The sequence below is a fragment of the Arthrobacter sp. MAHUQ-56 genome (assembly GCF_019710585.1).
Taxonomy (GTDB): Bacteria; Actinomycetota; Actinomycetes; order Actinomycetales; family Micrococcaceae; genus Arthrobacter.
In genome coordinates, this window is the sequence record NZ_JAIFZQ010000010.1 from 184,256 (window position 1) to 196,969 (window position 12,714).

14 protein-coding genes and 1 pseudogene are annotated in these 12,714 nt (G+C 67.5%); 10 read left to right on the forward strand and 5 right to left on the reverse strand.

The window, feature by feature from the left end:
* Positions 1–116 precede the first annotated feature (116 nt).
* Complete coding sequence (locus tag K4G53_RS07520) at positions 117–842, reverse strand: beta-ketoacyl-ACP reductase (protein ID WP_221385086.1); 726 nt, start codon at positions 840–842, stop codon at positions 117–119.
* Positions 843–995: 153 nt separating this feature from the next.
* On the opposite strand from K4G53_RS07520, the gene K4G53_RS07525 reads away from it, so the two are divergent.
* From K4G53_RS07525 to K4G53_RS07540, 4 genes are read left to right on the forward strand one after another with little or no spacing between them, the layout of a single operon-like run.
* Complete coding sequence (locus tag K4G53_RS07525) at positions 996–1,427, forward strand: DUF3099 domain-containing protein (RefSeq protein ID WP_221385087.1); 432 nt, start codon at positions 996–998, stop codon at positions 1,425–1,427.
* Entirely contained in the window at positions 1,424–1,687 is a 264-nt protein-coding gene (locus tag K4G53_RS07530; protein WP_221385088.1) for a hypothetical protein, read from the forward strand. The genes K4G53_RS07525 and K4G53_RS07530 overlap by 4 nt, the downstream gene beginning before the upstream one ends.
* On the forward strand, positions 1,688–2,560 hold the full coding sequence (locus K4G53_RS07535) for an SURF1 family protein (protein WP_221385089.1): 873 nt from the start codon (positions 1,688–1,690) through the stop codon (positions 2,558–2,560).
* A gap of 3 nt (positions 2,561–2,563) precedes the next feature.
* Entirely contained in the window at positions 2,564–3,037 is a 474-nt protein-coding gene (locus tag K4G53_RS07540; RefSeq protein ID WP_221385090.1) for a YbaK/EbsC family protein, read from the forward strand.
* Here the strand turns inward: K4G53_RS07540 and abc-f are convergent.
* Positions 3,034–4,632, reverse strand: coding sequence for a ribosomal protection-like ABC-F family protein (gene abc-f / locus K4G53_RS07545; RefSeq protein ID WP_221385091.1), 1,599 nt, complete (start codon positions 4,630–4,632; stop codon positions 3,034–3,036). The two genes, K4G53_RS07540 and abc-f, sit on opposite strands and share 4 nt — an antisense overlap.
* Before the next feature lie 194 nt (positions 4,633–4,826).
* Between abc-f and K4G53_RS07550 the strand changes: the two genes are divergently transcribed.
* The 5 genes from K4G53_RS07550 to K4G53_RS07570 all read left to right on the forward strand — a co-directional run bounded on the left by K4G53_RS07550 (position 4,827) and on the right by K4G53_RS07570 (position 8,950).
* Entirely contained in the window at positions 4,827–5,891 is a 1,065-nt protein-coding gene (locus K4G53_RS07550; protein WP_221385092.1) for a spore photoproduct lyase family protein, read from the forward strand.
* Positions 5,892–5,910: 19 nt separating this feature from the next.
* Positions 5,911–6,738 (forward strand): hypothetical protein, encoded by an 828-nt coding sequence (locus tag K4G53_RS07555; RefSeq protein WP_221385093.1) that lies wholly within the window; start codon positions 5,911–5,913, stop codon positions 6,736–6,738.
* Between the two features lie 174 nt (positions 6,739–6,912).
* Entirely contained in the window at positions 6,913–7,557 is a 645-nt protein-coding gene (locus K4G53_RS07560; RefSeq protein WP_221385094.1) for a biotin transporter BioY, read from the forward strand.
* Between the two features lie 11 nt (positions 7,558–7,568).
* The gene (locus tag K4G53_RS07565) at positions 7,569–8,330 is read left to right on the forward strand and encodes an energy-coupling factor ABC transporter ATP-binding protein (RefSeq protein WP_221385095.1); all 762 of its coding nucleotides are present in this window, start codon (positions 7,569–7,571) and stop codon (positions 8,328–8,330) included.
* Positions 8,327–8,950 (forward strand): energy-coupling factor transporter transmembrane protein EcfT, encoded by a 624-nt coding sequence (locus K4G53_RS07570; protein WP_221385096.1) that lies wholly within the window; start codon positions 8,327–8,329, stop codon positions 8,948–8,950. The genes K4G53_RS07565 and K4G53_RS07570 overlap by 4 nt, the downstream gene beginning before the upstream one ends.
* Before the next feature lie 27 nt (positions 8,951–8,977).
* On the opposite strand, the gene K4G53_RS07575 is transcribed toward K4G53_RS07570, so the two are convergent.
* Both K4G53_RS07575 and K4G53_RS07580 read right to left on the reverse strand, forming a co-directional pair.
* On the reverse strand, positions 8,978–10,165 hold the full coding sequence (locus K4G53_RS07575; protein WP_221385097.1) for a thiolase family protein: 1,188 nt from the start codon (positions 10,163–10,165) through the stop codon (positions 8,978–8,980).
* Positions 10,155–11,558, reverse strand: coding sequence for a class I adenylate-forming enzyme family protein (locus tag K4G53_RS07580; protein WP_221385098.1), 1,404 nt, complete (start codon positions 11,556–11,558; stop codon positions 10,155–10,157). Before K4G53_RS07580 ends, K4G53_RS07575 begins: the two co-directional genes overlap by 11 nt.
* 58 nt (positions 11,559–11,616) lie before the next feature.
* Here K4G53_RS07580 and K4G53_RS07585 point away from each other — a divergent pair, with 58 nt between their 5' ends.
* Positions 11,617–12,498, forward strand: coding sequence for a neutral zinc metallopeptidase (locus K4G53_RS07585; protein ID WP_221385099.1), 882 nt, complete (start codon positions 11,617–11,619; stop codon positions 12,496–12,498).
* 73 nt (positions 12,499–12,571) lie between these two features.
* On the opposite strand, the pseudogene K4G53_RS07590 reads toward K4G53_RS07585, so the two are convergent.
* Positions 12,572–12,714 (reverse strand): annotated as a pseudogene (locus K4G53_RS07590) (IS30 family transposase); the annotation flags it as partial.

The window sequence follows — 12,714 nt, forward strand, 5'->3', positions numbered from 1 at the left end:
TTTGTTTGAAACGTCTAAATCGCTGATGGCCTGCTGTCCATCATGCCAGCGGATGTCGGTGATTCGCTTGTGTGACCCCCACAAAGAAGAACCCCGCCCCTAGTGTGCAGGAATGGTCAGTGCCCCATGCCCAGGCCGCCATCCACCGGGATGACGGCCCCCGAGATGTAGGCTGCTTCGTCGCTGGCGATCCAGCGGACCACGTTGGCAACCTCGGAGGCCTCGGCGAAGCGCCCGGCGGGGATGCTGGCCAGGTAGTCCTTCTGGGTGGCTTCGGGGAGCTCGGCCGTCATATCGGTGTTGATGAACCCGGGGGCCACCACGTTGGCGGTGATGCCGCGGGAACCCAGTTCGCGGGTCAGGGACCTGGCGATGCCCACCAGGCCCGCCTTGGACGCCGAGTAGTTGATCTGGCCCGGCGCACCGTAAAGGCCGGACACGGAGGAGATCAGGACCACGCGGCCCTTGCGCAGACGGATCATGCCCTTGGACGCGCGCTTGATGACCCGGAAAGCCCCGGTGAGGTTGGTGTCGATGACGGAGGTGAAGTCGTCCTCGCTCATGCGCAGCAGCAGGGTGTCCTTGGTGATGCCGGCGTTGGCCACCAGGACCTCCACCGGGCCGTGGGCGGCTTCCACCTCTTTGAACGCTGCATCTACGGAGGCCTCGTCGGTGACGTCGGCTTTGACGCCCAGGATGCCCTCCGGGAGCGTGGTTTCGCTGCGGTAGGTGACGGCCACCTTGTCCCCGTTGGCCAGGAACGCTTCCGCGATGGCCAGGCCAATGCCGCGGTTGCCGCCGGTGATCAGGACGCTGCGCGGGGCGGTGGCTGCTTCACTCATGTAAAAGCTCCGGGTTTCTGCGGCACAGTGCGCCGCGGTAGGAAGGTGTGGTTTGGGCTGCCTTTGATCTTAGCGGCAGCCCCGGCGCGGGTTTGGGCAGCACTGCCGATGGTGCGAGAATTAAGGGAAGCCTTTGGAGCGTGATCAATCACCGTGACCCTTGAAAACCATGCGGGACATTCCGCGCCCGAAGAACCGGGAAGGTTCTCGGGTGACACGGAGGTCCACAGCATTACCGATGCCGCGGCCGCGCACTCGGAAGACATGCGTGAGCGGATGATCAAGTACGCCCTGGCCATGGGCATCCGCATGGTGTGCCTGATCCTGATCTTCGTGCTGGATGGCTGGTTGAAGATCATTGCGGTGGCCGGAGCGGTATTCCTGCCGTGGATCGCCGTGGTTATAGCCAATGGGAGCGACAAGGCCGAGGTCCACAGCGACCTGCTGCTTGACTCCGCTCCCCTGGCCGAAATTGAAAGCCCGACCCGCCCGGTGGACGATGAGGCGGCCGGCAATGCCGTGCTGCAGGGCGAACTCGTCAGGGATGATGAACCAGGGCACGGAGAGGAGCGCCACGCATCATGAGTATCTTCGATTTCGCGGCGGGGACCGACGTCGCTTCCGAGTCCGGCGCCATCTGCTCCCGCAAGGCGTGCCGGGCACAGGCATCCTGGCAACTGCTGTGGAACAACCCGAAGATCCATGACCCGGAGCGGCGCAAGATCTGGCTGGCCTGTTCGGACCACCGGGACTGGCTCCAGGACTACCTGCAGACCCGCGGGCTGTGGAAGGAAACCGTGCCCCTCGAGGCCGACGGCTCGGGCTCGATGGAGCAGGACATCTGAATGTACCGTTTCCTGTTCTCCAGCAAGTGGCTGGGCTACCTCCTGCTGGCCGCCATCTTTGCCACCGCGTGCGTCTTCCTGGGCCGCTGGCAGATGGACCGGAGGGCGGAGACGTTGGCCGAGATCAACCGTGTGGTCACCAACTACTCCGCCACTCCGGTTCCTTTCGCCCAGGCCAGCGACCAGTTCAACAAGCTGGACCCCGCCAAGGAGTGGACCCAGGTGGAGCTTAAAGGCTCCTACCTCGCTGACGGCCAGCGCATCGTGCGGAACCGGCCGCTGAACGGCCAGCCCGGCTACGAAGTGGTGGTTCCCTTCCGGCTGGCCACCGGCGAAACCGTGGTTATTGACCGCGGCTGGCTGCCGATCGGCAACAGGAATCCCGGCAGTCCGGACTCCGTGCCGGCACCTCCGTCCGGCGAGGTGACCGCCGTCGTCCGCTTGAAGCACGGGGAGCCGGAACTGCAGCGCGGGGCACCGGAAGGACAGCTGGCCTCCATAGACCTGCCAACGTACGCCGCGCAGCTGGGCTATCCCCTGCGCACCGGCGCTTACGGCCAGCTAGCGTCCGAAACGCCGCCCGTCGCGGACATGCCGGTCCCGTTCCCCAAGCCGTCCACGGACGAGGGGACGCATTTGTCCTACTCGCTGCAGTGGTTCGCCTTCGGCGTCCTGATGTTCGTCGGCTTCGGTTACGCGGCCCGGCAGCAGGCACGGAACGCAGCCATCGACGCCGAGGACGAGGAGTTGCTCGACGACGGGACTGTACACGCAGCCGTGACCACCCGCCGTCGCCCGCCTGCCCAGCGGAAGCGGAAGAAGGCGACGGCCGAGGAAGAAGAAGACGCCCTCCTGGACGCGCAGGGGTACTGAGACGTGGAGTACGACGGCGGCCCGGTGGCCCTGGTACGTTCTGCGCTGGTGACGGCGGGGGTCGGCGACACTGTGCGCACCTTTGCTGCGGGCGTCCCCACGGCGGCCGCGGCTGCTGCGGCGTTGGAGTGTGAACTTGCGGCGATCACCAACAGCCTGGTGTTCGAGCTCAGCGGCGATCCCCTGCTGATCCTGGCCAGCGGCGCCGCTCGGGTGGATACAGCGCTGGTCGCGGCGCAGCTCGGCACCGGAAAGATCCGCCGGGCCTCCCCCGACTTCGTCCTGGAGCACACCGGCCAGGAGGTCGGCGGAGTGGCCCCGGTAGGCCACCCGAAGAAAATCAGGACCTTGCTGGACGAATCCCTCCAGGTTCACGGGCTGCTGTGGGCAGGAGCGGGTGACCACAAGTCCATGTTCAGCATCACCTACCGCGAGCTGCTCCGGATCACCGGAGCGCAGGAACTGCAGGTCCGCTAGGCGAGGGTGATGAGGTCCAGGTAGTCCTCGTTCCAGAGGTCTTCGACGCCGTCAGGAAGCATCACCACGCGTTCGGGGTTGAGGGCTTCGACCGCACCTTCGTCGTGGCTGACCAGGACCACGGCGCCGGTGTAGTTGCGCAGCGCGCCCAGGATTTCCGCGCGGCTGGCGGGGTCGAGGTTGTTCGTGGGCTCGTCGAGGAGGAGGACGTTCGCGCTGGACGCCACGATGGTGGCGAGGGCCAGGCGGGTCTTCTCACCGCCGGACAGCACGCCGGCGGGCTTGTCGACGTCGTCCCCGGAGAAGAGGAATGAGCCGAGGATCCCTCGGACTTCGGCGTCCTTCATATCCGGGGCGGCGGAGCGCATGTTCTCCAGCACGGTGCGGTTGTGGTCCAGGGTTTCGTGTTCCTGGGCGTAGTAGCCAACCTTCAGCCCGTGACCGGGGATGACTTCGCCGGTGTCCGGGGTGTCCACTCCGGCGAGCATCCGCAGCAGCGTGGTCTTGCCGGCGCCGTTGAGTCCCAGGATGACCACCTTGGAACCGCGGTCGATGGCCAGGTCCACGTCGGTGAAGATCTCCAGGGAGCCGTAGGACTTGCTGAGCCCGTCCGCGGTGAGCGGGGTCTTGCCGCAGGGCGCCGGGTCCGGGAACCGCAGCGCTGCCACGCGGTCCTGTTCGCGGACCGCCTCCAGGCCGCTGAGCAGGCGCTCGGCACGCTTGGCCATGTTTTGCGCGGCCACAGCCTTGGTGGCCTTGGCCCGCATCTTGTTCGCCTGGTCCATCAGGACCTGTGCCTTCTTTTCGGCGTTGGCACGTTCCCGCTTCCGGGCACGCTCGTCGGTCTCCCGCTGGATGAGGTAGCGCTTCCAGTCCATGTTGTAGAAATCGATCTGGGCGCGGTTGGCGTCGAGCAGGAAGACCTTGTTGACCGTGGCTTCCAGCAGGTCGGTGTCGTGGCTGATAACGATCAGGCCGCCCTGGTGGTTCTTCAGGAAGTCACGCAGCCAGGCGATGGAATCGGCGTCAAGGTGGTTGGTGGGCTCATCCAGGAGCATTGTCTCGGCATCCGAATAGAGGATGCGGGCCAGCTCAACACGGCGCCGCTGGCCACCGGAGAGCGTTTTGAGCGGCTGGTTCAGCAAGCGGTCAGGGAGGGCAAGGTTGGAACAGATCGAAGCAGCCTCGGCCTCGGCGGCATAGCCCCCGGCTGCGAGGAATTCGGATTCCAGCCGGTCATAGCGGCCCATGGCCTTCCGTTGGACGTCCGCATCCTCGCTGGCCATTTCGTCGTGCGCCTTCCGGAGCTTCCCGACGACGATATCGAGGCCGCGTGCCGACAGGATCCTGTCCCGGGCGAGCTGTTCCATGTCAGGGGTGCGGGGATCCTGGGGCAGGTAGCCGATTTCGCCGCTGCGGATCACCTTGCCGGCGGCAGGCAGGCCTTCGCCGGCAAGGACCCGGGTGAGGGTGGTCTTGCCGGCACCGTTGCGCCCCACCAGCCCGATTTTGTCTCCCTTGTCGATGCGGAAGCTCACCTGGTCCATCAGGAGCCGGGCGCCGGCACGCAGTTCAAGATCCTGGACAGTAATCACAGCAGGTAAGGCCTTTCAGCAAGGGGGCGGTCCGCCACCCCCGAGGCGTCAGGGGCATGGGCGGCAATGGGCGGCAGAACGGCCCACCCAAGTCTACCGTTGGTCCGCATGGACCAGCGACGGGGGCCTGCCGGGCCGGACGCTGAGGGCGTAAACTGCCCCGGCACCGCCCGCGCCCAGCGAGAATGGAACCCATGGACTTCGACCGCCTGCTGCAGATCCGGCGCATCTATGCGCAGCAGGCTGCCCTGGAGCTCCCCCGGGGCAGGGAGATCGTCGAACGCTGGCCTGGCGCCGACGTCGTGCTGGTCGAGAACCACTGGAACATCCCGGAGGTACACGGCGACGAGACGAACGTGCCCCGCTGGTCCCGGATCAAGACCGAAGCGCTGGTCCTTGGCGTCAAGAAAGCGCTGACCGTCAAGCCGAACGGCCGTTCCGCCGACTTCATTGCCCCTTCGAGCGCGAACGGGTGTGCCATGGCGTGCGCCTACTGCTACGTGCCCCGGCACAAGGGTTACAGCAACCCGGTCACGGTGTTCGCCAACATCGACCAGATCGGCGGGGCGGTTGAGCGGCATGCCGTGCGCCAGGGCTTGAAACTTGAGCCCAACCAGTGCGACCCCGAGCTCTGGGTGTACGACATCGGGGAAAACAGCGACTGCTCCGTGGACGCGCTGATCAGCCGGAACGTGGAGGACCTCGTGACGCTTTTCCGCGACATCCCCACCGCAAAGCTGTCGTTCGCCACCAAGTTCGTCAATCCCGCCCTGCTGGACTGGGACCACGGCGGACACACAAGGATCCGGTTTTCCCTCATGCCCGCGCAGCTGGCGAAGTCGGTGGACGTCAGGACCTCGCCGGTGTCCGAGCGCATGGCCGCCATCAACGACTTCGTCGACGCCGGGTATGAGGTGCACGTGAACTTCTCCCCCGTCATCGTCACGGACACCTGGCTCAGCGACTGGGCGGAACTGCTGCGGGAACTCGACGCCACGCTTTCGGCCGCCGCCAAGGCCCAGTTGGCGGCTGAAATCATCTTCCTCACGCATAACGAGCAGCTGCACGAGGTCAACCTGGGCTGGCACCCCCAGGCCGAACGCATGCTGTGGCGCCCGGACTTGCAGGAATCCAAGGTGTCCTCCAACGGCTTCACGAACGTCCGCTACCGTTCCGGCACCAAGGGGCGGTACGTCAGGCAGCTCATCGACCTGATCGGCAATATCGCGCCGTACTGCCGTATCCGCTATGCGTTCTGAGGCTTAAACTGTCCTGATCATGACTGGCGCCCGTTCCCGCCTCCTGGTTTGGTCCGTCATCCTGGCGGCCCTCCTTTCGGGCTGCACATCCGCCGTAGGACTCCATGAGGCAGCCACCGTCGCCCCGGCTCCTTCGTCCTCTGCTCCGGCCGTCGCCGGGGCCACACCCGCTCCGGTGCACACCGCCGATCCGGAGCCCCCAGCGCTTCCGACGCCGCCTCCGGCGCCCACGCCACCTCCGGCTCCCCAGCCCTTCGCCCTCAACCTCTACCAGGAGGGCGACTTCGTGCCGCAGTACACGTTCGACTGGTGCGTCGCGGCGAGCATCCAGATGGCGCACAACCTGATCGACGCCACGGGAGGCGCCACCTGGTCCGATCCCACCCAGCAGGGCAACCTGTGGGAGATGGCCCGGGCAAGGTCGTCGGACTCGTTCAACGGCGCCAACCCCTATGGCTGGGCCGAGGTCCTGACCCAATCCGGGATGGGACCCTACGGTGTTGTCAGCATCACCGACTACGGCACCGCCCTGCTCACCGCGGCGCGCGCCATTACCGATACGGGCAGGCCGGTGGGCCTGGTCATGTGGAGCGGGCGCCACGCCTGGGTGATGAGTGGGTTCGAATCCATCGGCGATCCCCGGCACTTCCAGGAATTCTCCGTGACCGGCGTCCGCGTCCAGGACCCGCTCTATCCGTATGGCAGCGGGCAGTGGGGACCCTCGCCCCCGCCCAACAGCCTGCTCACCCCAGAGCAGCTGGCCACCCAGTTCGTAGTGCGCGAGCCCCGGCGGTGGAGCAGCAACCTCCCCGCCGGATACCTGCTGGTGCTGCCGCTCCCTGCCTGAGCAGCCTCCTGTCCCTGCACGCGGACGGCAACCCGGCCGCCGCGGCCGGATTTGTGTCCAGCCCTCAGCACCGGCAGGCGGTCTTAGTAGGCCCCCTACAAAATGGCGGCCGCCCCGCGCCGGTAACGTCGGCAGTACATTAGATTCCGCTTGTACAACCCCGACAGGACAGCCATGAGCAGCACCAACACCCCCACCAAGAACAGTCCCCGCCTGGAGCGCCCACGCTGGAACGGCACCGACCTCGGGCTGATCGCCGTCTTCGCCGCCCTGGTGGCCGGCGCAGCCCTGGTGCCAGGGCTGGCCCTGAACGGGTTCGGCGTCCCCATCACCTTCCAGACCCTGGCCGTGATGCTCACCGGACTGGTGCTGGGACCCGCCCGCGGGTTCGCCGCCGTGGGCCTTTACACCCTCCTCGGCCTCGCCGGCCTGCCCATCTTCAGCCAGGGCCGCAGCGGCTTTGGCATCCTCGCCGGGCCCTCCGCCGGGTACATCATCGCCTTCCCCATCGCCGCGGGAATCGTCGGCTGGCTGGCCACCGTGGTGATAAAGCGGACCACCAGGGCGCGCGCCCTGTGGTTCTTCCTGTCGGCCACGGCCACCAGCGTTGTGGTGGTGCACTCCCTGGGCATCCTCGGCATCGCCCTGAACTCCAAAGCCACACTTGCCCAGGCCTTCATCAGTGACCTGGTCTTCTACCCGGGGGACATCATCAAGAACGTCCTCGCCGCCGCCATCGCCGTCGCGCTCCACCGCGCCTTCCCCGACGTCCTCGTCCGCCGCGTGCGGCGAACCGCCATCGCCGCCGCAACGGCCTAGGTCCCGGCACCATGCCCGCAGTGATCTTTGACCAGGTGGCAGCCGCCGTCGAACGCGACGACTCTCCGCAGCCCAAAATCCTCCTCGACGCGGTCAACCTGCGCCTGGAGGAAGCCCGGGTGGGCGTCATCGGAGCCAACGGATCAGGAAAATCCACCCTGCTGCGGCTGGTCAACGGACTCATCCAGCCCACCACGGGCACGGTCACGGTCGACGGCGACGACACCGTTCGTGCCGTGCGGAAGGTCCGCCGGAACGTCGGCTTCGTTTTCACCGATCCCCTGTCCCAGCTGGTGATGCCCACCGGCAGGGAAGACGTGGAGCTCTCGCTGCGGCGTTCGGTGCGCAACGGCGCCGAGCGGCGCGCGCAGGCCGGGGCGGCGCTCGAACGTCTTGGCCTGCTGCCCCTGGCCGACCAGAGCATCTACGAGCTCTCCGGCGGGGAGCGGCAGCTGATGGCGCTCGCCGCCGTCCTGGCGGTAGACCCGAAAGTCCTGGTGCTGGATGAGCCGTCCACGCTGCTGGACCTGCGCAACCGGGAACTGCTCCGCCGTACCTTGGCGGGCCTGGACCAACAGATCATCATGTCCACCCACGACCTGGACCTCGCCATGGACATGGACCGGGTGCTGGTCATCGAACAGGGCCGCGTGGCATTCGACGGCAACCCCGCGGATGCTGTAGCGGCCTACCGTTCCTGGTGCCTGGAGGGACTCAGCGCTCCAGGACAGGGCGCCCCGGCACAGAACGCTACAGGGCAGGATCCCCGGTGAGGGGGCACGGCTTCCTCCTGGCCAACTACGTGCCGGGCGATTCGGTCCTCCACCGCTCACCGCTGGGACTGAAGTTCCTCCTTGTCTTTGCCTGCGGCCTGGCATCCTTCATCATTGTCGACTGGCGGATCTCCGCTGCCATGCTGGTTGTCCTTTGCGGCCTCTTCCTGCTCACCGGCGCCGGTGTGAAGCGGCTCTGGCGTGCGGTCCGTCCCCTCGCCGTGGTGCTGCTGGTGATCGGCGTGTTCCAGTGGTTGCAGCTGGGCGCCCCCACGGCCGCCCGGATCGTCCTGAATATCCTTGTCTGCATCGTCGCCGCCTCGCTGCTCACCGCCACCACCCCGGTGCAGCGGCTGCTGGACGGTGTGGTCAAGGCGGCCGGACCGTTCAGGAGGCTGGGCGCGGACCCCGAGCGCTTCGCACTCACCATCGGCATCATGCTGCGGAGCATCCCCTACATCGCCGGCACGTTCTCGGATGTCAGGGATTCCGCCCGGGCCCGGGGACTGGAGCGCAACCCTCGCGCTCTGGTGCTTCCCGTGTTCATCACCTCAGTGGCGTTTGCCCGCCAGACGGGCGAAGCGCTCGCCGCCAGGGGGCTCGGCGAAGCGGAGGACTGAGGCGCTGCAAGCGTCAGCGGGACAGCGTCACTGGGACAGCAGCCGCCGGTACTCCAGCAATGCCGCGGTTCCCATGCCGCCGGCCATGCTGATCATGGCCAGCGCCAGGGTTCCCGGCGCAGCCGACCTGCGCGCCTGCGCCAGCAGCCGCGTCACCAATACGGCGCCGGAAGCGCCGTAGGCGTGGCCCAGCGCGAGTGCCCCGCCGTCAAGGTTCGCCCGCGCGGACTGGATTCCCAACAGGTCCAGGCACGCCAGCGTCTGAGATGCAAAGGCCTCGTTGAATTCCACCAGGTCCACCCGGTCCACCGTCACGCCCGCCGCGGCCAGCACATCACGCGCGGCCACGGCAGCGCCGATGCCCAGGACGCCGGGGGCAACTCCCACAGTTCCGGTCCCGCGCACCAGCAGCGCGTCCTCCGCCCCCAGTTGCCGGGCCCGCGCCAGGGAGGTGACGACGACGGCGGAAGCGGCGTCCGCGTCAAAGCAGGAGTTCCCGGCGGTGACAGTTCCCCCGGGAACGAAGGCGGCAGGGAACCGGGCCATGAGGGCCGGCGTCAGGCTGCGGCGCGGGCCGTCATCCGCTGACACGGTTCCCACGTCGACGGCAAGGGGCACCAGTTCGGCCTCGAATAGCCCATCCTTGGCGGCAGCGAGGGCTTTTTGGTGGCTCGCCAGGGCAAACGCATCCTGCCGGTCCCGGCCGATGCCGTATTCCCGCGCCACAGTCTCCGCAGCGACGCCCATGTCCGGGTCGCCGTAGCTTTCCGGCACGAACTGTGCGCGGCTGTAGAACTCCGGGCCGCCGTCGTCATTCCGGTGGGCACGCAGGGGCGCGGTGCTGGTGCTCTCCACGCCGCCCGCCAGGTACAGCGGGTTGCCGCCCGCGGCCACCAGCCGGGCCGCGAGGACGATGGCGTCCAGGCCTGAACCGCATTGCCGGTCCACGGTCAGCCCGGGCACGCCCACCGGAAGCCCCGCCTCCAGCAGCGCCAGCCGGGCGACGTTCCCGCCGCCGCCCACGGCATTGCCGATCACCACGTCATCAACGGATTCAGGATCAAGCCCAAGACCGGAGACGAGTTCGCGCAGGACCGGCGCCAGCAGTTCGTGGGCCCGCAGACTCCGCAGGGACCCGTTCGTACGGCAGACCGGGGTCCGCCGTGCCGCGATGATGACCGGCTGGCGTTCAGGGGGCAGGAGTTCAGCCGGCAAGGGCGCGCACCCTGGGGTCACGGGACTCGATCCAGTCCAGCAGCAGGTTACGGCTGACCTTGCCGCGGTCCGTGACGGGCAGTTCGGCGAGGAGGAAATACTGCAGCGGCCGCTTGTCCCGGGCCAGGATGTTCTCCAGGCCCGCGCGCAGCTGGGTGGCGGTGATCCCGCCCTGCGAGGGGACCACGCCTGCCACGACGCGCTGCCCACGCAGGTCGTCGGGCATCCCCGCGGCCACCGCGGCGCCCACGCCGGGAACGGCGGCCAGCGCCAGCTCCACTTCGTGCGGGTAGACGTTCCTGCCCGCGGTGAGGATCATGTCCGCGCGGCGGCCGAGGATGTGCAGCTCGCCGGCCTCGAGGTAGCCCTGGTCCCCCACCGTGAACCAGCCGTCGAAGGACCGCAGCGCCTCTCCGTCGTCGCCCCACAGGTAACCGTTGCTGACCATGCCGCTGCGGACGCAGATGTTCCCGGAGGCACCCTCCGGCACCTCGGCCCCGCCGTCGTCGAGGATCCGGACATCAACGCCGGGGAACGGCCTGCCGATTCCAGTGCCGCCCGCGGCCAACTGTCCGGCCACAAGTCCCGTGCCGGAGACGAAGCTCAGCTCGGACGCACCGTAGTACTCGTAGATCGTGGCATTGGGCGCCCACCTCCGCGCAGCCTCCAAAGTGCGGGCGTCGAGCTTGGATCCGGCGCAGATGATGGTCCGGATGCCGGACGCGTCCACGCATCCGGTCATGCCCCGTTCACTGAGCATGCGCAGCATGGTGGGAACCAGGACCAGCCGGGTCACCCGGTCGTGGGTGATCGCGGCGTGGACGTCGCCGACGTCGAAGGTTTCAAGGGCCTGGAACTCGGAGCCGGCGTACAGGCATTCGGCGAGGGCATAAAGGTTCAGGCTCGCCGCGAGCGGCCCCGGCGCAAGGGTCACGTCGTCCTGGCGGAGGCCGAAGAACTCGATGGAGGCGTCGAAGGACTGCTGCCAGGACTGTCGGGACCGTGTGAAGGCCTTGGGCACGGAGGTGGTGCCGGAGGTGAGGCCGATGAGGAAACTGGCCTCCGGTGGGCCGTCGGCCAGGGAGTCGTCAGGGGATACAGGGGCCGCGGCCGCGCACGCCTCCACCCGGCGCGCAATGTCCTCCTGCAGGGCCGCCGGCCACGCTGGGTCCAGCACGGCGCACTGGCGGCCGCCGGCCACCGCGGCTGCAAAGGCGGTGGCGAAATGCGCGGAGTTGGCTTCGCAGAGGGTAGTGACTGACTTCGCCTCCGCCACCATGGCTGCAGCTTCATCCCGCAGCGTTGCCCAGTCAAGGCGGCGGCCGGCAATCACGACGGCGGTGTCGTGCGGCCGCTCTTCCGCCCAGCGCTGGATTCTGTTCAGGAAAGGCACGCACCAACTTTACCGGCCGGCACGGATTGAGCGGCGGGCTCGCGGGTATTGTGACTTCATGAGTTTCAATGACAACGTGCAGCTGGATCCGTCACAAGTCCAGGACCGGCGCGGCATGGGCCGGGGAGTTAAGGTTGGCGGCGGGATCGGCGGCGGCCTGGTGCTGCTCGTTGCGCTCCTGCTGGGCATCAACCCCAATATGCTCGGCGGACTCACCGAGGGCGGCGGCAGTGGACAGTCCCAGGGCACGGCGCCTGCGTGCAGTACCGGCGCGGACGCCGATGCCCGCCTGGACTGCCGCATCACCGGCACGGTCAACAGCCTCAACGCGTTCTGGCCCACTTACCTGAAGCAGTACAACGTTCAGTACCCGCGGCCGGAAGCGGTGATCTTCAGTGGCGGCACGAACACCGGGTGCGGGGCCGCGACCTCCGACGTGGGTCCGTTCTACTGCCCTACGGACACTACCGCCTACTTCGATCCGGGCTTCTTCCAGGAACTCGTGGACCGGTTCGGTTCCTCGGGCGGCCCGCTGGCCCAGGAATACGTGGTGGCCCACGAATTCGGACACCACGTCCAGAACCTGCTGGGCGACCTGAACCGGGCCCAGCAGGACCCGCAAGGGCCGGAGTCGGGATCCGTGCGTACCGAGCTGCAGGCCGACTGCTATGCGGGCCTGTGGGCCAAGTACGCTTCCACGACGGCGGACCCGAACACCGGGCAGCCATACCTGGAGCCCCTGACGCAGCAGGACGTGAGCGATGCCCTCTCGGCGGCCGCGTCCGTGGGCGATGACCGGATCCAGAAGGCGGCGACGGGCAGGGTCTCCCCCGAAGGCTGGACGCACGGTTCCAGCGAGGAACGCCAGCGCTGGTTCCTGCAGGGCTACCAGTCCGGCGACATCAAACAGTGCGACACCTTCTCCGCCGCCACCCTCTAACCCCCAGTTCATCCCATCGATTGCTGAGTAGCTGCCGTTTTGAGAGTGGAAAGTCAAGTGGTGGTTGCAACGGTTAGGCTGCTGCGGCGAGGAGGAGCTCGTTGAATTTCTGCTTGGGGGTTGCGAGGCCGAGGGTGGGGCGTGGCCGGTTGTTGAGGCTGTCCTGAACCCGTTTGAGGTCCTTTGCCGTGTGGACGGACAGGTCCGTGCTTTTTG

What these genes read in the sequence shown, in the direction of transcription:
- K4G53_RS07530 (WP_221385088.1), top strand. Translation starts at nt 1,424, where the DNA reads ATGAGTATCTTCGATTTCGCGGCGGGGACCGACGTCGCTTCCGAGTCC.
- K4G53_RS07520 (WP_221385086.1), bottom strand. Translation starts at nt 842, where the DNA reads ATGAGTGAAGCAGCCACCGCCCCGCGCAGCGTCCTGATCACCGGCGGC.
- K4G53_RS07555 (WP_221385093.1), top strand. Translation starts at nt 5,911, where the DNA reads ATGACTGGCGCCCGTTCCCGCCTCCTGGTTTGGTCCGTCATCCTGGCG.
- K4G53_RS07585 (WP_221385099.1), top strand. Translation starts at nt 11,617, where the DNA reads ATGAGTTTCAATGACAACGTGCAGCTGGATCCGTCACAAGTCCAGGAC.
- K4G53_RS07560 (WP_221385094.1), top strand. Translation starts at nt 6,913, where the DNA reads ATGAGCAGCACCAACACCCCCACCAAGAACAGTCCCCGCCTGGAGCGC.
- K4G53_RS07550 (WP_221385092.1), top strand. Translation starts at nt 4,827, where the DNA reads ATGGACTTCGACCGCCTGCTGCAGATCCGGCGCATCTATGCGCAGCAG.
- K4G53_RS07535 (WP_221385089.1), top strand. Translation starts at nt 1,688, where the DNA reads ATGTACCGTTTCCTGTTCTCCAGCAAGTGGCTGGGCTACCTCCTGCTG.
- K4G53_RS07565 (WP_221385095.1), top strand. Translation starts at nt 7,569, where the DNA reads ATGCCCGCAGTGATCTTTGACCAGGTGGCAGCCGCCGTCGAACGCGAC.